Raw genomic sequence first — 22267 nt, forward strand, 5'->3', positions numbered from 1 at the left:
ATGTGTTAACAATAGACCATTCCTTTTTTTTTATATACACTGAGATAAGTACATGATCTTAACTCGAATAACGACTATTTATTAACCGTAGCTAAGGTCACATAAAGTAAATTAAATCTAGGAATAAATATGGCTGGTAACAGAGCAACAAAAATTTTGTCTGTAAAAGATCAAATCGCTGAACAATTACGTTCAGATATAATCTCTGGTGAAATGCCACCACAAACTAAGTTAAATGAAAAAGAGCTGGCAGAGCGCTTTGGTCTCTCCAGAGGTCCAATTCGAGATGTGATTTTGCAATTAACAAAAGAAGGTCTGTTGATTTCGCGAAACAATTGTGGCGCATCAGTCAACAGCGTACTAGAGCCTAAGCTACAGCGTTTAATGATTAAACTTCGTCGCAGCATAGAAGAGTACGCAATCACAGAGTTAAACGGTAATTTAACTGAGCAAAACATTGCTGAACTTGAAGGTATCTTAGCATCTCTAGAAGACGCACTCGATCGCGAAGATTATACCGAAGTAACTAAAATCGATATTTCGTTTCATCAGTATTTAATATACCAAGCTGGGGGCGAAGAGCTGGTAAATATTTGGTATCCGTATGTCATGCGTATGCGTTTAAACTACAAACGTATTACCTCAAGCTCTGAGTGTGTTAATGAGCATCGCGCTATTTTAGAAGCACTTAAAGCTCAAGATAGCGCTGCAGCAGTTAAGGCTGTAAAACATAATATCAAATAACTACTTTCGAAGTCATTTTGATACTCCGTTATATAAACTAGCGGCTATGAAGTCATAAGGGCATGTTGATCTTTGTGGATTGAAATTTGTTCAATCTAGGAGCCGATTTAATCGCGGCCCGAGATTTGTAGTCTAGTGGGCTACCGAGCAAAACCTCCGCATCCAGCTCACGCCCCTTACCATCATCCATGTAGGTAAGAAAGAGTAAATCACCCTAGTTTATATAAATTTCAGTTATAAAAAACTACCCTTTATTTATTACATTAAATGCATGAACACTCAATATCACTGAACGAGCTTTACACGCATTGAGACTGATGCGCTACGCCCTAAATTATCAACCACTCTTACGTCAAATTCGCCTACTTGCGGGTGCCAGAAAAAAGGCGTATCTCGCTCTACTTTACCAACAAAGCTGTTATCTACAAACCAATATAAAATACGTGAATCTGTATCTGTGATTGCGCTAAAAGGCAGGCCTTCTTGCTTCAATTTACTGGCTCTTATCGTGTAGCTAATTAAATTACTCGGGGATGTAATACTCGGTGCTGAGCCTCGTGTACTCGTGTCATTAATTAAGCAGGAATCTAAATAAGGTGGAGGCTGGCGTTTAACAATGCCTGCTTGTTTAAATAATCTGACTAAGTCAGATGGCCAAAATTCATAAACTGCCTTTGTAGTTGTAGATTCAACATACTGACAAGCACGTAATCCCGATACTTTATCAATATAAATTTCACGATGTACATCGGACACTTTAATTGGCGACTTACCTGGAATAAAAAGCCCTTTTTCTGTTTTAGGGCAATGCACATTAGGTAAATCACCTGTTGTTGAACAAATATCTACTTCTGTAATATTTAAACCACCTGGTTTTATATTGCCTTTGATTAAGCCGTAACTATCTAATGAACGTATTATTTCAAAAAATAAAGGCGCGGCTGCTTGTCGCCCAATAAAAGATGGGTGCCCTTCTCCTGAGAAATTACCCACCCATGTAGCTAAAACATACGGACCAACAATACCTACTGACCATGCATCGCGAAAAGCAAATGAAGTACCTGTTTTCCAATATACAGGGTATGATTGTCTTCTTTCTTTTTGAAATGAGATTTCATCAACTGCACTATTTTCACTTAGCATTTGTAAAGTCAGGTAGGCTGCCTCTGGGCTGATGAGTTGCTTGATATGATTGTTTTGATTATTTGGGTTGTTTTCGTTAATAACAGTGGCGTCTTTTTTTAATATAACTTCATCCTTATACACCCCTAAATTAGCTAACATGGCGTATAACTTAACGAGCTCTAGCATCGTTACTTCACTGCCGCCCAGCGCAAGCGCTAAACCATAAAACTCTTTGGGCTGAAGCTTTTTAATATCGGCTGCAACGAGTAAATCGTATAGCCCAACTTTTTGTAAGCGATACATCAAATTAACAGCAGGCACATTACGGCTCAGCACTAGCGATTCAGTAGCCGATATAGGCCCTAAAAACTGCTGATCGTAATTCTCTGGTGTATATCCTCCAAAGCGTTTGGGGGCATCTTTTACAAGCGTTAATGGATGAATTAACCCTTCGTCTATAGCAAGCGCATAAATAAATGGTTTAAGGGTTGAACCTGGTGAACGCTTAGCTCTTACACCATTTACTTGACCGCTAATGTCATTATTAAAAAAATCCACAGAGCCTAATTCAGCAACTACTTCCATAGTTTTATAATTTAGTAAAATAGCAGACGTATTACTAAGCCCGTCTCTATGCCTGCGATTAATGTAATTTCTTGCATGGCGCTGAAGTAAGTTTTGTAAATTAAGGTCTATCGACGTTTTATATTCTCCAGGCTTTAGGTGCGGGTACTCGCTTTGTAAATTATCAATAAAATGTGGAGCTTCAAAAGGCAAGTCTGAAGAGGCATATACCTTTATCGGTAATTGCATAGCTGCTAGCCAGTGTTTATCGTCTGGGTACTTTTCAAGCCAACGAGTAAACAGTTTTTTTCTTGTTTCTAGCAATACCAGTTTAGCCGATTTTTTAATGGGATTTCGTTTGGTTGGGTTTTGCGGGATTAAGCTAAGTAATAATGACTCAGGTAAATTAAGATCAATAGCTGGTTTCTTAAAATAAATTAAACTGGCTGCACCGACACCTTCAATATTTGATCCATAAGGCGCTAAGTTAAAATACGCCTCGAGTATTTGGTTTTTACTGTAGTGTCTCTCAATTTGTAACGCTCGAAGTATTTGTTCTACTTTTCCAAAAATAACATGCGTATTCATCCCAAAGTGCAACCGGGCTACTTGCATTGTTATTGTTGACGCACCGACTCGGTGACTTCTTTTAATATAGCTAGTATAAAACGCATTTATTAAAGCAATAAAATCGATACCAATATGCTCATAAAAGTCTTGGTCTTCATACAATAAAGTAGCTTGTTGAACGCTCAAAGGGATTTTATCTATTGGCGTCCATAATCTATATCTATCGTCTGCGGCTAAATTTAAACGAAGTAATTTATCACTGCTATCGTAAAAAGCCGTTGAGTAAGCATTGGGTTGGGTAATATCCGGCTTTGGAGTAAATAAATACAACAGCACTGCAAGCAGTGCTGTTGTAAAAAAAGCCGTTTTTATTATAAAACTAAGCTTTTTATTTAGCGACGGTAACATCAAAACGACCCGATTTTGAGTGCGCTTTAATACTTAAATCATACATAGATTCAGCATAAGCCGATGGCACTACAAAGCTGCCAGATGCAGTAGCCTTAATCTTGTAAGTAAGCTCAGTCATGCTATCGCCAAAGCTGCCATATAATATAACGCGATCCTCTCGTATATCTTTATAATCAGAGGTCCAGCGATTATAACTATTGCGAACGCTGTCTCTGAGTACTTCAAACCCACCAGGTAGTAAATCAATAACAGCAACATCCGAAATATTTTTACCCGTTGTACTACGCACTCGTAATACAACGTTTAGTTCTTGACCTTGAACAGCGGTGGTTATCACATTACCTTTATCGTCTTGGTATTCTCTGACAACTTCTAAACCATTACTTAATGACTTTTGTGGCACGTTTGTATCAAAACCAGCTTGGCTCATCATGTAAAATGAGCGAGGTGGCGCTAATACATCAAGCGTTTTAACGTCATTTAAAAACGAGGCTTTAGGATAAGGTGTATAGGTTACGTCTAATGCCTTTTTTTCTGCCATTGTCGTTGTTGCCATTATTTTTACATTTTCAGGCTGGGCTTGTGATAACGCAACTTTTGAGTATGCCGTCATAGCAAGTACAGACCAAGCAGACGACAACGTGTTGTAGTCTCCTTTAAAAATAGGGTCAACGACATTAAACAAATCATCTTTAGTTAACTGCTTTAAGCGAGCAGGAAAATGTTTTGATAACAAATAAATATACTGTCCGTCGTGAGCTAAACGTGAGTCGTAAGCGCCCCAATTATCGTGCTGGGTATCTTGCCCAATTTTATAGCTATGGATCAGTGCTTGCGCTTTGTCGCTAGCACGTAATAGCTGATAAGTTGCGCCCATAAACGCGGACGTTATATCTTGTTGCCATACTTTGCTATTACTCGCATTTACACTTTTTTCTAAATCAGATAAGTAATTAGTTGTTACCTCACCTTGTCGTGTTAGCAAATAAATGGCATAAGCGCGGTTTCTGTCATTCGTCTCTAAAGATCCGCTCGCTATACTGCGCACACCTTCAAAACCACTGCTCCACATATCATAAGGTATTGCTACGCCCGCTTCTTTTGCATCTAATAAAAAATGCATAACATAAAGAGAAGAATAAATAGATGCACTAGAATTACCCGGCCATAACATAAATCTGCCATCAGGTAACTGACGTTGACGAAGGGTATCTATTAAGTTGTTTATACGCTCATGTTTATAAGATACATCACCCATATAACTTGGGTGTTCTAAATAACTCAGCACCGGAAACACACTACTCACTACTTGCTCGGTACACATATGAGGAAAGTTATCTAAATAACTAATAAGACCATCAACAAGCGCTAACGGGCTTTGTGAAGCGGTAATATTATTTTGTGATAAGTTAGGATATAGCTGTCTCGAAACCGCTATTTCTTTTTTACCTGATTCACTAAAGCCACTTTCAAAGCTACTAACAAATGCAACCGCAGGGCGCACACTTAACGTTGCCGTGCGTTGGCTAACATTGTCACCCGATAACGCAGTAAATGTAATTGATGCAGCGCCAAGCTTATCAAGCACTTTCACTCTAAACGTTAATGTGTCTTCTGATTTTTCATCAATATTTAGCGTTAATTTTTTATCGCTTATTATTTCAATGTTGCTTGAAGTAAGCGCTTCTACCGTAATTGGCAGTTGTTTACCTGAATCCTCAACGCCATTAGCAATACCAAGTACAATATCAAACTCATCGCCTGGTGCTGCTGTCGTTAATACATTAGGAGTTAATATAAAGGGCCCTTTCACAAGTGTTGTACTTTCTTTAACACCAACACCCTCGTCATTTACGGCAATAGCAATTACACGTACCTGACCTGCAAAAGTATCTGGGATAGTAAACGTATGTTTTTTCGTTTTAGCATCAGCCGATAAAATACCAGACCAAAATGCGACTGGTTTTTGTACCTTACGAGAAAACGGGTTAAGTTGCTTGCTCTTGCGGTTCATTGCCATTGATTCTGCATAACCACCACCCGCAGCTGCAAGCTCTTGCACTAGTTTAAATTCAGGTAAAATAAGATCAACAATTTGCATGGTACTGACTTCTAAAGCACGTTTTTGTAAGAAGTGATTTAACGGCTTTGGCGTCCGATAATTCGCCACTTGTAAAATACCTTCATCTACAGCAAATAACAGAACACGTGAAGGTGATTTGGCACTATATGAAATGACTAAATCGTCACCTGGTTTTACTTTATCAGGTATGTTTACGTCAAAACCTATTGCGCGTTTACTACGATCAATCGCAAATGGTTTAACTGCGTAGCTTAATGGGCTTGTAAATATTTCTTTCGATTCAAGGCTTCGAACAAATGAAACATTAACATACGCATTGCCTTCTATCCCTTGAGGTAACGTTATGGTTTGTATGCTACTTGTTGTTTTACTCTCAAACCATTTAAAAGCGTGTACTTTATTAGTTTCAATTGTAATTAAACCCGAGCCAACATAAGGCGCTACAATACTTATTTCAATTGTTTCGCCCGGTTTGTAATCCGGTTTATTTAATTGAACTTGCAGTTCAGCATTCTTTTCAAGCTTACCCGCTAAGTTACCCGTGCCGGTTATCGTAAATGATACCCTACTAACGGTATTCCCTTTGCCATCAACGAGTTCTATTAAGTAATCACCTGGTTCAGCAGTGGGTAATTCGTAGTTTGCGCCATCTTGTTTAATGTAAAACGGGTTGCTTGATATCTGTTTGTTTTTTCTAACCGATTGGTACTTATAAGTGCCGTTATTTTGTTGCACCAACGTAGATACATATTGTTGTTCTATTAAATTTAGCGATAAATCATCACGAGCTACTTGCTCAGTTTCTGAATTAATATTAATAAATTTTACAACACGTTTTGACTCTTTTGATATGTAGCTTAAATCGCCATCGGCTTTATAACCAACTAACTGCTCAACGGGTGAAACAAGCACCGAGCTGCTTGCACGAACACTTTTACCACCGCCTTCTTCATACCCTTGTACTGCAAAATTTAACTGATAAGTACCTGCCTCATAGCGAGTTAAGTCAATATCAAATTCTGCCTTGCCTTGTTCATCAGTTTTGGTTTCGGTTAATGATTCATAACTGTGTCTAATATTTTTTCCTTCACTGTGGGGATCAGAAAACACATAATCTTTGTATTCATTAAAGTAAAAACCAGCTGGAGATAAACGTAAATCAGCAGTAACACGTCTATTTTGAGCAGGTGTACCAAATAAGTTTTGAAGGCTCACCAATGCTTTAAATTTTGAGCTGTTTACCCACCCCTTTGCAGATGATTGAGAAAATTGACTACTAATTTTCAATCTATCGGGTACAAACTCTTCAACTTTAAACTGAGTACTGCCTAATTGGTCGCGGCTATTATTATTTTTAATAAGTTGGACCGATACATAATACGTTCCGGTATTGGCGCTATTTTGTGTTTTAAAGTCAAAATCAAGCAATCCATACTTATCTAAGCTCACTCGTTTATTATAAACAGTTGTCCCTTTAGGATCGGTAATTATAAGTTCAAGCGGTATATCGCCCAGTTTTGCAAAGTTTTGTTGCTTCACAATCGTGGCAAGTTTAACACTATCGCCTGGTCGATAAATTCCACGGTCAGAAAAAACAAACGCATCTATTTTATTACTACCACTGAGCCCAGAACTTACACCTCCGGTATCAAACCGAGAGTAGTTAACCATTCGAGCATAGCGATTATAAGGAATAAAAGACATGTCACTTTTAGTTTCGACTACAAAAGCAACGGGAGTTTGGTCATCAGTAAACCACGTTGTGTTGTCGAAAAATGCGTGCCCCTCAGAATCTGTTTTAGCATTTAAAATAACTAATCCGTTTTTACCCAATAACGACACCTTCGCTTTTGCTACCGGTTTTCCTGTTTCAATAGATTGGACAAATATATCGCGAGATCCATCTGCATTATTTTTTACCAAAATACCTAAATCAGTAATAAGGATAAGTCGTTTTTCTTGGGGGCCATATACGTAATTATCTTCTGTATTTAACGCTTGAGCATTTATAAAAAATAAGCCTAAACCAACTGACTCATTATACTTACTACTCAAATCAATAGATGAATAGACCGCTTTTTTAGGGTGCTCCGATTTTAAATTAACTTGTCTGGTAAAAATTGAACTTATGTTTTCTTCTGTAAAGTAATAATTATTAAATTCTGGATTAGAAATATCACCACTGGTTTGACTTATAAGGTGGTTAATTTGATTGGCTTCTACCCTACCTACTTTAACGTGAAGTGCGTTTACACCGCGGGTCAAAAATGACAATTTATGATCGCCATTTTTTGATAATATAGAGCCCTTAGACATAATATTTACTTGTGTCGGATAAGCCGGCGTATCTAAAATAGTGTCGTATTTATTCACCATCGTAAACTCACCCGTCGACTTTAATCCCTTATCAATCGCGATATAAACTTGCTGGTTTTGAGGGGCGTCAAACGTAAAACTGTGTAACTTAGTTGTATCTTGCGCGGTAGGAATCGCATTTAACTTAACTTTTTGAGATTGCTTAAGCACTGCATCAGTAACTTCTCGTGGACTACCGAAGTACTTATAGTTACCTTTTGAATCTTTAGTCGGTAATACGTAAGCAACCGTTTTACTAACCACATCTTGCGATGAAATATCATCTGTGAAGTCTAAAACAAGTGTTTGTTCGGGTTCCCCTTGCGTATTTTTTACCATCAACACATTGGCCGTATTTACTCTAAAAAAGCTATTTACACTTGGGATCAACACGGCGTCTTTAATCTCTTCTGTTGCTTGAGAAGGACCCATAACCGGCTTTACACCGCTATTAAGAACAAAATACAGATAGCTTTCGGTATCTTGAATACGTATTTGCTCTGAAGTAATGTAAATCTCTCGTTGATGCTTGTCGTAAGTAACATCAAATTTATATTGTGCGAGTTCGTTCTTGCCATCTTGCTCAAGTGATTGAGTCAGCTTTAAATTATTTTTTATGGTACTTATATCTGTTGGGTGAGTCGCTTTTAATGTTGCAACCACCTTGTGACTTTTTTTAACGTTAGGATCTTGATAAAAAGCGAGCGAGCTTAGTGTTAGTTCAAAGTTGGGAGTTTTAAATACATGCTCATTATCGCTTAGATGTATATCACTTTTAAAAATAGATGAATCAAAACGTACCTTATATTCTTGCCCTGCTGACCAATCTTGCTTGGGGACAAATTTAAGCTGGCTTTCACTATTCCAAGACCACTGTCCAATTAGCTCAGGCGTGACTTTTATACCTGTGGGAATCACTTTGCCAACAAGCGCAAGCTTTGCGACAGAGTAAGACACTGCATCCGTGTTTTCTACATCATCTAAAACGGGAGTAAAATCAATATAAAGCGGTTCAGGGTTTAAAACTTCAGATAAAGTGGTAACAGCAGGTGTAGAGTGAGTTGCTTTGTAACTAATTGGCTGTGGTAAGGAAAGAAAAAAACAATAGCCTGCTATAATTAATATCAACATTAGCACGGTGCTAAAAAATGCTGTTTTGCGCTCTTTAGCAAACCTAAGCACATTATTTATAGCAGTAATTAACCATTTCGGTTTATGCCAAATAATGACACCAAATACATTTAAAATAACAAAAAATGTAGTCAGTAAAACCCACACACTGCCAACTGTTTTTTCGGTTACATTTACGTTGCCAAGTAAGCTTGCAACCAAACTAAACAAACCCGTTCCTATGGCTGAAAAAGCAATACTCATAAATAAGCTAGCTATTTTGGGAGCGAGTTTACTTTGTTTAAGATTAACCTCTTTTGGGTTAGCCTCTTTTGAATCGGTTTTTGTATTCACGTTCAAAATCCTTTTTCTTTATACTGCAATATCAATAAATGAGAGAACTCATACTTATAATCTGGTTATTTATATTCTTGTGGGACGAAACGGTAATGCCCCGTAATTTTAAAATCGAAAAGCATGTCGCTTTTTTCAGGTCCTCGACCAATATTATGAACAATTAATGGATTCCCTGTGTCTTTTGCTAACTCATTCACAACCATCCCAATGTGCGGCAAATTACCTGGCAGCATCCACGTTACAATGTCACCCGTTTTATAGTCGTTCACGTTACTTGATTTAGCGAGCACTTGGCCATGATTTTTAAAGTAAGCCTGTAAGTTTGGCACACGGCGGTGGTCTATATTTTTATCCGGTTTGGTCAAACCCCAAATACGCTTAGAGGGATATAGCTCAAAGCTTTTTAACATGTCCTCATGCACAAGCTTTTGCAAATCAATACCTAAAAGTCGATATGATCGAATAACTACATCGGTACACACTCCTACATTAGCGGGCACATCGCCACCCGGATAAGCAATAGAGCGATAAGACCCATCGTAGGTAACGTTATGTGTTGTTCTTTCAAGTAACGCAGCCACAATATCGTCATCAAACGATGCCGCATAGGCATTTACACTAAGTAAGCTCAGTAAAAAAACAGTAAAGCGTGTCATATGCAATCCTTTGAAAATGTTAATTGACTACAACGCTTGAACCACGTGTTCAGGCACGTTTATTTTCTTGCCATTATTTGTAAAGTGCTTATCAAGACCATACGCCATGACTTCAAGTGGCGCAGCTGCATAACCAACCTGCTGAATTTCGGTTATGTAACGCAACATAAAAGCCTCGGCCCCAAGTTCACTCCATTGGGCTACGTGAACAAGTTCATGAAAATGCACAGCTAAATTATCAGCTACGTAAGGAAGCATGTAATAAGTGTTTTTGTATGTAGTACCTGCGGCATCCATGTCAATAAAATAGTCTAATCCCATTTCACGCAAAAAAGGAAAGTTAGGTTTGGGTATTTCATCGACAATAACGTAAAAGGCATTTTTTAAAAATTCGACAGGATAAAACCCTGCAAACTCACTAGCAAATTTCTCACAGCTAATTCTTTGGGTTTTATATTTAATATTTGTTGCATCAATCCATTGTTCTATTTGTTCGAGCACGTCCATTCTCTTAATCATCAATGTTTACTGGCTTGACCTTTCCCATTGCGATATAAGCCGATAAGTTAAATGATACCAAAACCAAGGCGAATAATCGAACTCCAAAACCTAAGAAGTGAACTTATAATAGTGTCCAGTTGTAGTTCATTTATTATTTCATCGGTATCAGCATAAACTAATGCACATAAAACCAGTGGGGGTAAATAACGCTAATTAATAAAAAACCTATTTTAAATCGTGTAACCATTTTACTAATTTTTGAATATGCCCGCTTGAACATAAGATTAGATGGCAAGCTTGTATGTAACCCATTGAGTGCAAAACGTTTAGTGTTTCTGTCGGTAGTTGTTGTAGTGTATCTGCGGCAATAGAATACAAGCCATTGTAGCCTTGTGTTTTGCCATTTGATTTAGTGATGTTTAGCTGCACTGCTTCAATTAAATCGTGTTTTAGTAAGGTATTGATAAAAGCGGTTGTACGTTCGCCGCCATGCATAAGCCTTATCAATTGCTCACTCACATTATTTAGATATGTGGTTGGCTCCCCTGTTTCGTTAAATAACCGTGTTCCCTCACTATTATTTACTCTTGGGTGTTGTTCGTTAATTGTAACAGCGAGATCTGTTTGCTCGGTCTTGTTAGTAAGTTTATTTCCTATTCCTAGCTTAAATGGTTGTCGCTGTAAGTGTAAAGGTACGTAAGTGGCAAGCCATATATCATTTTGTAAAAATAAGTTTTGCCCCTCATCAAAGCCAGTTAAAGCATATAGTTCAAACTGGCCAGTTTGATTGTTCTTCATAAAATAGACTGGGTAGTCTAATGCAAGTTGAGCAAGCTCATCGGCAACAACCGGAATGTAGTTTACTGCTTCGCCGTATTGTGTACCGCGTTCAGTTTTAATGCGAGTGTACTTATGTGTATTTTTATCGAGTAATACTGAGTTTGTCATAGTGTGTCGCTCTTATGTTTTAACTATATTTGCTGCATACCAAATTGATTAATTTGCGCTAATAATGCTTTATTGGTAGGTAATTTATTAAGTAATTTTTGGGTGTATTGCTGGTTGTTATTAACAAGCGCAATGGCCTTTTTAAAATAACTTTCTGAGTTGCCATACAGTTCGCTTGAGCCTGTAAACCCCATGCCATACATCACATATTGATAGCTTGCTGCTGGAAACACTTCTTGTGAATGATCAAAGTGGTTATCGCTTGGTGTATGATATTCCCAAAGTGATAAATTATCTTTTAAGCTTTGTGGAATAGTATTTTGATGACAGTGCGCTTGCCAAAATGGGCTGTCGGTTCGTTTACTCAACATATAATGCAACTTTAAAAAGTCGATTATTCGCTCCCATCGGTAACTAAATATGCGATTAAAACGCTGCGCTGTTATATTCATTACATGCCTATTGGCCGGAAATTGCTGCGCAACAAAATTGGCTGATATTTCTACCAGTAATAAAGCAGAGGCTTCCAGTGGCTCCAAAAAACCAGCTGAGAGGCCTACTGCGACACAGTTTTTATGCCAAAATTTTTCACGATGTCCTGGTTCGAAACTAAGCTTTTTAACTTTGTATTCGCTTTGCTGATCTTTATTAATATTTAAGTAATCAAATAATTGCTGCTTAGCATCTTCATCACTAATGTGTTTACTAGAGTACACATGCCCTATTCCACGGCGTGTTTGTAATCCTATATCCCAAATCCAGCCCGATGTTTGTGCTGTAGATAAAGTATGCGAGCATATTGGTTCGTCATCTTTGTATGGCATGTGTATGGCTAGCGCACTATCAGCAAATAATACATCTTTACAAGATTTAAACCCGACCCCTAAGTTCTCACCTAGTAATAACGATTTAAAGCCACTGCAATCAATAAATAGATCCCCAGCTATCTCTATTTTATTATTAAGGCTAACGCTTTTAATATCGCCATTTGTGCAATTGTTTACACCAACGACAGTGCCTACAATGTGTTTAACATTAAGATTATCAATGCAGTGGTTTTTTAAGAATGTAGCGAATAAGCCTGCATCCAAGTGATAAGCATAATTTGCTATTGCACTAAATTCGGGTGTGGTGATTTGTTTGGGAGCTAATCCACTTTCGCATATTGATTGCTGCGCACTTACATACTGGGCAAAAGGAGGTTGTGCGTTATTAATATTAAGCCAGCTGGTGGCTAAATTATTTTCAAACATACCCGTAGGTATCTCAAGCGGGTGATAATAGTAATCATCATTTTCTCCGGTTACCCACTTAGCAAATTTAGCACCTTGCTTAAACGATACATTACATTTTTTTATAAATTCAGTTTCACGAATACCCATGTCTTTAAGGGTTCTGCGCATTGTAGGCCAAGTTCCTTCGCCAACGCCAACTGTAGGAATATCTGAGGACTCTAACAGCGTTATATTTATTTTTTTGCTGTGATGTTTTTGCAAATACGCCGCAATTATTCCTGCACTTAGCCATCCTGCAGTTCCACCGCCAACTATTACTATTGATTTAATATCATCGTTCATAGCAACCTCGTTAGTTAAAAAGCAAAACGACAGCGCTGAGCTGTCGTTTTGTATTATTTGTCAAAAACTAACTTACCATTTAGCACTTAAGCCAATGCTAAAGCGCGGACCATATTGCTCAGCAGATACTAATTGCTCTGCAAAACGACCATGGCGGCGTGTTGTTTCATTAGTTAAATTAAGTGCATCAAAGCTAACACCCAAGGTGTCGTTAATGGTGTAATTAAAACTAAAATCTAGCTGACCGTACGCCTCTGTAAATGTAGGCTCAGTTCCCAAAGACAGTAAGAAATCATCGCGCCAGTTATAGGCTAAACGAACTTGGTAATCATCGTTTTCGTAAAAGCCGACCAAATTACCTGAGTCGCTTAGTCCTGCTAGTGCAATTGTTTGGTCAAAATCATACGGTTTAAACGATTCATCGCTATTAACTATCGTATAATTAGCAACGACGCCAAAGCCTGTATCAGGCACCATGTACTGCGCATTTAATTCCCAACCATCTACTTCACGATTTTGAAGATTATCTGGCGTTGCTATATCAAATGTAACAATCGGGTCTGACGCTTGGCTTAAACATGCTGGGTTAGGTGTATCTGAACTATCAGGACAACCAGGGCGAGGGTTAACACTTGGATCGCGCAACGGCTCGCCATTTACATCACTTAGCGTACCTTGCACTACGCCTGCACCAATGAAGTTTTCAACAAACTTTTTAAAGTAACCAACCGATGCATAGCTTCCGTCGTCTCCATACCACTCAACTGAAAAATCAAAGTTATCTGACGTAATTGGCAATAAGTTAGGGTTACCTTGCGATGCATTAAACGGTCCTTCAGGACGGGCGTTAATGGTAGTTGATGGGAACATACCACCAATACCTGCACGGGCTAAAGTACGACTATATGAAAAACGAGTTTTAAAGCCGTCATCTAAGTCGGCGCTTATATCAAAGTTTGGTAATATACGTGTATAACCACCTTCAAGCTCCTGCGGTGTTGCTGTTGCAGCAAATACAGGGCGAAGCTCTTCAGCATGACGATAGTTAAAAGCAACAACCCCAGGCTTGACTGAATAACCTGTTACATCGGTGTCTTCGTAGCGCACACCGACATTCATATCAATTGGAATATCGTTAAATTCGGTTTTAAGATCAAATGATACATATATCGCGAGCGTTTGCTCCTCAACCCCATTTGTAGAAATATTTGGCTCAATAAATAATCCTTCATCTCTGACAATATCTACAAAATCGTTGGCACTGTAACGTGGAATAAATGGAAATAGCTGATCCGAACCTGAAAACTCATCAGCAAAGTCACCTTGTTCATCAAAGGTTAGCCCTAAGTTGTCTAGGGGAATATCCACAAATGAAAATTGCTCAGAAAGATAAGTATCAATTTGATAATCGGTATACATTACACCAAAATTAATAGCGCTGAGTGCCCCACTCTTCAAATTCTCCCATTGTCCACTTGCATGATACTGCTTAATGGTATTTTTCATTTCATAGCCACGGCGCTGATATAAATCTGACACAATATTAGCTGGGTTGTAAGCCCCACCCGCCAATGTTGAATCATCAACCCCAATACTCGGAATATCACCAGAGAAGTTAGCACTGATGGATTTAACCGAACCTGGGACATTCTTTAAATTTGCAATTGTTTCAGCTGTATCACCATCTGGGTTTGAGTGCGATGTAGAGTTATGAGCGTCAAACGTAAGTTTCAATGAATCGCTTGCTTGCCACGCTAAATTTAAGCCTAATGAATCGTTTTCTTTTTCCTCGTAGAGTTCCCACGCCCAAAAATTTAACTCATCATTTGCATTTTTAATATCGACTAAAGTGCCATTTTCATCGGCGGTGCCTGTTGGGTTATCGAACCAAAATGCCATTTTATTTGTGTTACTAATTTCTTCAAAGCGCGATAAAGTGTAATCAAGGGTAGCCGTTAAGTTGTCACTAGGAGCGTACTGTAAAACCAACTGCGCATTTTGGCGTTCTCGCTTAGTTTCAAAGCGCTCCATTTCTGGCGTCCAAGGTACCCAATAAGTACCAGTTGGATTAGCTGTTGTATCAATTGCACTGCTATCAACACCTGCAGCATTTGCTCGGTTACGCACCCAACCTTGCGATGTGCCTACGCGCTCTCGGCCACTTTCTCGCTCTGAATGCGACAGGGCAAGTAAAACACCAAACGTATCATCAGCGAATGTTTGGCTAACCATCCCCGAAATTTCTGGTGTTACGTTTGATTTCTCTGAACTGGTGTCTTTAATTGCCTTTGCATTTGCAAATGCTTTAAAACCGTCAAAATCAAATGGTTTTGCTGTATTTATATTAATCGTTGCGCCAATACCGCCTGAGGCCACATTCGCTTTGCCCGTTTTATAAACGGCTACGCCCGACACACTTTCAGCCGCTATTTCTCTAAAGTTAAAGCTGCGTGAAACACCCGCCTCTTGCAATACAGAGGAGTTAGGCATTTGACGACCATTTAAGGTGACAAGGTTAAAACCTGGACCAAAACCACGGACACTAACTTGGTTGCCTTCATTGTTTGCACGGTCGATTGATACACCACTTATACGTTGCAGCGATTCAGCTAAGTTAGTATCAGGTAACTTACCAATGTCCTCTGCTGATATAGCATCAACTACGCCTGATGAATCTTGCTTTATTGAAGCAGATTTACTTAATGCGCTTCTGATACCTGTTACTTGGATAACTTCAACATCACTTTGTACAGTTGTCTCGTTTTCCTGTGCGGCATAACTTACAGGAGACGTTATCAGCATTGCTGCGCAAATCGCATTTAATTTAAATTGTGTGTTAGTCATTTTTGCACCTAAATATTGTGTTTATTACGTGTAATCGTTGACGGATTATTTACGGGATGATTATTGTCATCATAATATTGTTAACAATTAACTTTACAATAAATTAGTTTAGCTAATTAAGTCAAACAAATTGACCATTTATTTTACAGTTAGCGTTGGTTTTTTATTCGACATTGTAAGCAAGCAGTAAAGTACTGAGACTTATGCATGACTGTTGAGCGGGTTGCTCCCTACAAAAGCGCTAGTTGGTATTAGCGCTCTAATAATGAGGTTATTTTTTGGGCGGTATTTTTAAGCTCGCTAATTACACTGTGTTTATTAGCGTGAGTGTTTAGGGTTGAGTCAAAAGAAGAAATGGTCAATGCAGCTATTAAATTTGCATTAGACCTGCCAATTAAGACACTAAAATCGTGTACTCCGGCGATAAGTGGATTGCTTTGCATTATGTGCCCTTGCACTTTGATTGTGTTTAGCTCATTTAATAATGCTTTATAGGCGTCTTTACTAGCACTGTAAATTTCATCGTGTTCGATAAGCATTTGCCGCACTTCGTCATTACTGTTGGCTAAAAGCAGTTTACCAGCGCTTGAGCTACTAAGTGGAAATAAAGCCCCCTCTGCAATACTCAAATGCATAGGGCTTTTGCTACGCGCTTGCACTACCACCATAGCTTGGCTTTGATAAAGCATACTTAGATGACATGACTGTTCAATATTTACAGCTAGATCTTCCATATGTGGCAAGGCCGATTTTAGTACATTATCCATTGGTGAAATACTTCGCGATAAATTATACAACTTTAATGACAAATGATATCGACCAGAGGTTTCAGAGCGAATTAGATAACCGCGTTTTTCAAGCCCAATAAGTACTCTATAGACTTCGTTAGGTGTTTTTAAAATACCAGCCGCTATCTCACTTTGTGTACAAGGCCTTTTATTTTTTGCTAAAAATTCTAATATATCCAACCCCTTATCTAAAGCAGGAACTGCATATTTAGTTTTTGATTTATCGTTCATTTGTACTTATTTATGCCTTTTAAAATTGATAAACAATACGTTTGTTTATATATAAATTTAAAACTTTTTTTTAGCTTGAAATTTTCAATAATAATTTAAAATCAATAACTTAATAAAACAAAATCCATTCATATATGAATTCTATATTTTTATATAAATTACGCTTGACCTAAATGCTTAACCGAGCAATCATTGTTAACAATATACAACTGTAAGAGAAAATGGAAATATATTTATGTCACACACTTATTTAACACCACAACAAATAGCTGATTTTCATCGTGATGGTTATATTATTGTCAAAAATTACTACAGCGCTGATGAAATTGAGCTATTACAACAAACTGCTTTTAATGACGATACACTCTATGAGCGAGCATGGGACAAAAAAGACGCCGACGGCGCTGTAAGTAAAGTCTGTTTATGGCAAAAAACAGGCGACGATTTATACAGTATGTTTTCTCGCGGTCGTCGCTTAATTGAAGTATGCGAAACACTTATTGGCGAAGAGGTGTACCACACCAGCACTAAAATTATGATGAAAGAACCATTTGTAGGTGGTGCCTGGGAATGGCACCAAGATTTTGGCTACTGGCATCGTGATAACTACATGCTTTATCCAAAATCAATTAGCTGTATGGTCGCCATTAATAAAGCGACGCAAGAAAATGGTTGCTTGCAAGTACTTAAAGGCTCACATCATTTGGGACGATTGGATCACAGTAAAACGGGTGACCAAAAAGGCGCCTGTTTAGAGTTTGTAGAAGAAGCAATGAAGTACCATGAACTTATCAATGTAGAACTTGAACCAGGTGATGTACTGTTTTTCCACTGTAATTTACTGCATAAATCAAATCAAAACCGTGCTGCAGAACCTCGTTGGTCAATGATCAGTGCTTACAATGCGATTAGCAACCAACCATTTAAAGAAAACGAAGCTGTTTATTATCCATTAAATCGCGTTAACGATGATGCTATTTTAAATTTTAAAACAAAAGAACGCACTTAAAGTAACCTTCTAGCCTAAACCAGCTTATGCATTATAGCCCAATGCATAAGCTGGTTTTTTTATATGGAAAATTCTGTATGTTAACCTCAGAGCAAAAACACCTTATACCTCACGCTACTCCTAAAAATGACGAAGACCCGCACGGGAAAATAATTGGCCAAGGTCAATTTAAATACAAAATAGACGCCCACTGGGGGAAGTTAAACCCCAATAAATACCCTATAGAAAATTGTCATGCGATGGTGATGGACTCACAAGGGAGAATATTTATGATCACCGATAACACGACTAATAATATTTTAGTGTATAGCCAAAACGGTGAATTACTTGACGCTTTTGGAAGCTCTTTTCCTGGTGGACACGCTATAAAAATTGTAAAAGAAGGCGAGCAAGAATTTTTATACGTTGTAGATAGTGGCTGGATTGTTAATCGCCACTGGGATGGTCACAGCACAGAGCAATGGGATAGCCCTACTAACAATGTCATTCCACAGGCTGGCTTTATTTCCAAAATGACCTTAGATGGCAAACTGATTTACAGTATTGGCCATCCACAAACGTGCGGTGCTTATAAACCCGAGCAACCTTTTCGCCCTACTGATATTGCCATTGCCCCCAATGGGGACTTATATGTAACCGATGGTTATGGCAGCGACTTTTTACTGCATTATGATAAACAAGGCCGCTATATAAACCATTGGGGCGGTCACCATAATGATGACGAAAATTACAATTTACACAACACCCACGGTATTGAAGTAGACTTACGCGATCAATCAAATCCCACATTAATAGTAAGCTCTCGTTTTGAGCAATGTTTAAAAGTATTTTCGTTTGATGGTAAGTACCTTGATAGAATTAGCGCTAATGGGGCATATATTGGCGGTCCCGTGTTCAAAGGCGAACTATTTTATGCACCTGTTTGCTGGTCGCATATTGACAATAAAAATGCTGACGACTCTGGCTTTATTAGTATATTTGATAAAAATAACACGCTCATAGCTAATTTAGGAGCACCGCAACCCCAGTACAAAAATGGTGAACTACAGCCGATGCAAAGTAACGGGGACATTTTTAATCACGTGCATTGTATTTGCGTAGATCAAGACGACAACTTATATGTAGGCCAGTGGAACTCCTCTAAAACATACCCAATTAAATTAATAAAACAACCATGCTAAGTTTAACGCTCTGAGAATAGTGTTTATTTTTAATAATGAGTACCTTGTACTCATTATAAAGCATAAAACTCACAGGCTTAACAGCAAAAATACACCTAAAGCCATTCCTCGCATATTTAGTATTAGTTTATTTGTATTGTGTTAGGCAGTTGTAGCGATACAAATAAAAAACTGCGAAGCTATCATATAGATAAACCCGCAGTTTGTTTATTACTAAACCTTTATTACACGTTTTTAGCGAGTAATACGTTTACTCATTTTAAAGTTTTGTAATGTTAGTGAACTAACTGCACCACCGCTGTCAGGGAATGTAACTTCAATATTGTTAGTTTTTTTAATGTTATTATATGGCACTGGAATTTCAATAACACCAAAGAAACGCTCACGTCCAAGGCCACCATTTTTTTGATCATATCCTCTAAAATCAGTAGGAATAGCGACTCTATTACCATTAACAGTCACAACTGGCGTTAACGACTTTCCATGAGGGCGGCCAACACCTAAGCGCAATGTAGCCTCGCCATTAGCCCCTTTATCTACATTGTTAATAGTAAAGAACTGGGTCGCGTTGGCTGCAATATTTTTAACTACTGCACTTGCGTAATGCTTAGACTCTTGATTGATATTGTTAATAGCAACATTATTTTGGTGACTCACTTTAATTATCATGGTTGATTCAGAGCCCAATATAACAGAGCTTGGGAGTGTTGTTCTGTTGCTGTTATCCAATATTGGTTTTCCTTGAGCATTAGGATATAAGTGCTTAATATTTACACTCGTTACGGCGTTAGAACCCTTACCTAAAACACTTAAATCGATATCAGTCGGTGAAAATTCAAGGCTGTTTAATATCAAATAAACATCTTTGCCATCAACATACGCGTCAGCTTGAATATCCATATCGCTTGCCCAGCTATCAATTCGCGTCCCTTTTATGTCAGACCATAACTGGTAAAACTTAACCATTTCTGTGTAAACCCATTGCTCGCCGGTTTCGCCTTCACCTTCTTTAGCTTGACGCAGTAAACGCCAGTAGTAGGGAATAGTGTCGCTAATACGGCCCCATTCTGCTTTTAATGGAATAAACGGAATGGCTTTATCAATACGGTTTGGCCTTTCCATAAAGCTCATAAGCATAGAGCTCATTGCCTTTAGACATAACCAGTCACGTTGCGGAGTCCATTTAGTACCAAATGAGCCTTGTAATTGAGAGCCATATTCGGAAATAACTAACGGTTTAATACTACCCCACTTATAAGCCATATATTGCTCAACCATATCAAGGGTCGCTTCCATATTGCTGCCTTTTCTGTACTGTATTTGATGCTGACCACCAGGACCACCTGGGAAATTTGGAAAGTCATATAAGTGCATCGAAATAAAGTCCATTTTATTTCCTGCAATATCTAAAAATGCCTTGTCGCGTTGCTTCCAGTTATCGAAAAATTGTGACCCTTTTTCATAATCAGGAAACGCCACCGTAAACCCCCCTACTTTTACATCATTCAGTGAAGGGTTAGCATTAATTACATCAGCAACTGAGTTATGCAATCTAAAAATGTCATAGAGGCTCTCTTTGTCATAGCCGTTATGCGGAAAGTCGTGCAGTTCAAATAGTGGCTCGTTCATTACCTCAACATATGTTGGGCGCTTTTGACCAAGGCTGTCTGATGTGCCTGCTTTAAAGTACTTTTGTAAAAACTGCGCCATGTAGTCGCCCAGGGCTGTACCTAGTGGTTCACCTGCTGTATCTGTTTGCGAGAAAGACCAATTTTGATTCCCAATTTTAGTACCATCAGGGTAATAAGGGTGTTGCTGTGCAGCGACAATTAAATCGCTGTTACGCCCTTCATGCTTTCGCATTGTTTTAGCTTGAGCTGTTGTAATATTGGTGTAATTCCATTTAACTCCGCCACCATTTGTTGTTGCGGTTGCCGCGCTTGCATAACCTGGTTTTGCTGAATCTTCTGGTAATTGTGTTAGTTGATATTTCATGTTACCCGTATCACGGCCAAAGTACACATCGTAATCTTCTAAAAAATGCGTCATTAAATCAGGATCTGCATTAGGCGCATTTAAGCTTTGAGCATTATTTCCAAACCAGTCACTTTCAGTATTTGATGAATGTAACGTAATAAATTTACGACGGTCGAAGCTATCAAACTGTCCTACGGCATGTTTTGTATCAATATTAAATTGTACCTTAACTTTATCGTTACTAACGCTTGCACCGCTGCTTGCTTGTTGCTCAACAACAAATTTATTTTGATTTGCACCACACTGCGATCTAACAACTAAGTTACTACCATTTGATATGTTAGTTGGTTGAACACATTTACCTCCCGATACATGCTTAATGGCGTTTGCGGATGTTTTAGTAAATTTAACTCGATTATCAAAATCGCAACCCGACCACAATACAAGTTGCTGTCCATCCGCCGGATTTACTAACCCGCCAGGATGAATGCATAAACCTGACTTATCGTGTTTTATACTCCCACCAGATGTCCAACTAAACCTAGCTGCGTCGCCACTACAATTATTATTTAATATTACTTGAGTACCATTTACTGCATTGCCTGCGGTTCTAAAACACATTTGCGACGACGTTTGTTTAATAACTGTGCCAGCGTGTGCATTAAAAACGCTTGAAAGTAGTAGCGCGGACGAAACCGCACAATACAATGAGCTTTTTTTCATTTTTGTTACCTATCTTGGTGTGAAAATTAATCCTTTGTGTAAAGGCATTGAGTACACAACCAATATAATGTTAACAATTAACCATTTACAACATAAAATTAACTCTTTATTTAAATTCCACACTTTAGTATCAATATCCGGCACGTTTATTTAAAGCTTAAATGAACAGCCTGAACACACCATTTACAGTTAAAACAATATCAACTTGTAATACTTGCGACAAAAAAAACCATAACTATCTGTTATAAAATGTATTTAATTTGTCAGTATTCAGAAAGTATATTTTTTGAAATATATTTTTAACTACAGATCAGAATAGTTATTTTAGAGGTTGTAGAGTTAACAGCTATTATATTTTACCCTTAAGTATTTAAGGGATTTGTAGGCTTCAATGAATGTAATTATCAAAAAGGCAGGTCTAATTAGTTAATAAAGCAGTATTATCAAACACATTAACGAGTTTACTTATGCCCTATAATTTACAAAAACTAATCATAATAAAACTAGCTCACT

At 38.1% G+C, this 22267-nt stretch carries 12 protein-coding genes; 3 read left to right on the top strand and 9 right to left on the bottom strand.

Annotated elements, in window-relative coordinates; translation table 11 throughout:
• Positions 1-129 precede the first annotated feature (129 nt).
• Positions 130-744, top strand: a complete 615-nt coding sequence (locus tag PARC_RS09445; RefSeq protein WP_007586156.1) for a GntR family transcriptional regulator — start codon at positions 130-132, stop codon at positions 742-744.
• A 285-nt stretch (positions 745-1029) separates the two neighbouring features.
• On the opposite strand, the gene pbpC is transcribed toward PARC_RS09445, so the two are convergent.
• From pbpC to PARC_RS09485, 8 genes are all read right to left on the bottom strand, one after another.
• Positions 1030-3411 (bottom strand): penicillin-binding protein 1C, encoded by a 2382-nt coding sequence (gene pbpC / locus PARC_RS09450; RefSeq protein WP_010554499.1) that lies wholly within the window; start codon positions 3409-3411, stop codon positions 1030-1032.
• Positions 3392-9316: an alpha-2-macroglobulin family protein gene (locus PARC_RS09455; protein WP_010554498.1), complete on the bottom strand. Its 5925-nt coding sequence runs from the start codon at positions 9314-9316 to the stop codon at positions 3392-3394. Before PARC_RS09455 ends, pbpC begins: the two co-directional genes overlap by 20 nt.
• Before the next feature lie 65 nt (positions 9317-9381).
• Positions 9382-9975 (bottom strand): DUF1287 domain-containing protein, encoded by a 594-nt coding sequence (locus PARC_RS09460; protein ID WP_007586160.1) that lies wholly within the window; start codon positions 9973-9975, stop codon positions 9382-9384.
• A 27-nt stretch (positions 9976-10002) separates the two neighbouring features.
• Positions 10003-10482: a hypothetical protein gene (locus PARC_RS09465; RefSeq protein ID WP_010554497.1), complete on the bottom strand. Its 480-nt coding sequence runs from the start codon at positions 10480-10482 to the stop codon at positions 10003-10005.
• 219 nt (positions 10483-10701) lie between these two features.
• Positions 10702-11424, bottom strand: a complete 723-nt coding sequence (locus PARC_RS09470; RefSeq protein WP_010554496.1) for a SapC family protein — start codon at positions 11422-11424, stop codon at positions 10702-10704.
• 23 nt (positions 11425-11447) lie between these two features.
• The gene (locus PARC_RS09475) at positions 11448-13001 is read right to left on the bottom strand and encodes a tryptophan halogenase family protein (RefSeq protein WP_010554495.1); all 1554 of its coding nucleotides are present in this window, start codon (positions 12999-13001) and stop codon (positions 11448-11450) included.
• Between the two features lie 72 nt (positions 13002-13073).
• Complete coding sequence (locus tag PARC_RS09480; RefSeq protein ID WP_021032104.1) at positions 13074-15845, bottom strand: TonB-dependent receptor; 2772 nt, start codon at positions 15843-15845, stop codon at positions 13074-13076.
• 251 nt (positions 15846-16096) lie between these two features.
• Positions 16097-16864, bottom strand: coding sequence for an IclR family transcriptional regulator (locus tag PARC_RS09485; protein WP_010554493.1), 768 nt, complete (start codon positions 16862-16864; stop codon positions 16097-16099).
• Between the two features lie 235 nt (positions 16865-17099).
• Here PARC_RS09485 and PARC_RS09490 point away from each other — a divergent pair, with 235 nt between their 5' ends.
• Entirely contained in the window at positions 17100-17873 is a 774-nt protein-coding gene (locus PARC_RS09490; protein WP_010554492.1) for a phytanoyl-CoA dioxygenase family protein, read from the top strand.
• A 77-nt stretch (positions 17874-17950) separates the two neighbouring features.
• A complete protein-coding gene (locus tag PARC_RS09495; RefSeq protein WP_010554491.1) occupies positions 17951-19054 on the top strand; it encodes an NHL repeat-containing protein in 1104 nt (367 codons plus the stop codon).
• Positions 19055-19288: 234 nt separating this feature from the next.
• Here the strand turns inward: PARC_RS09495 and PARC_RS09500 are convergent, their stop codons facing one another.
• The gene (locus PARC_RS09500; RefSeq protein WP_010554490.1) at positions 19289-21754 is read right to left on the bottom strand and encodes a ricin-type beta-trefoil lectin domain protein; all 2466 of its coding nucleotides are present in this window, start codon (positions 21752-21754) and stop codon (positions 19289-19291) included.
• Between the last annotated feature and the right edge of the window lie 513 nt (positions 21755-22267).

The sequence above is a fragment of the Pseudoalteromonas arctica A 37-1-2 genome, from assembly GCF_000238395.3.
GTDB lineage: Bacteria > Pseudomonadota > Gammaproteobacteria > Enterobacterales > Alteromonadaceae > Pseudoalteromonas > Pseudoalteromonas arctica.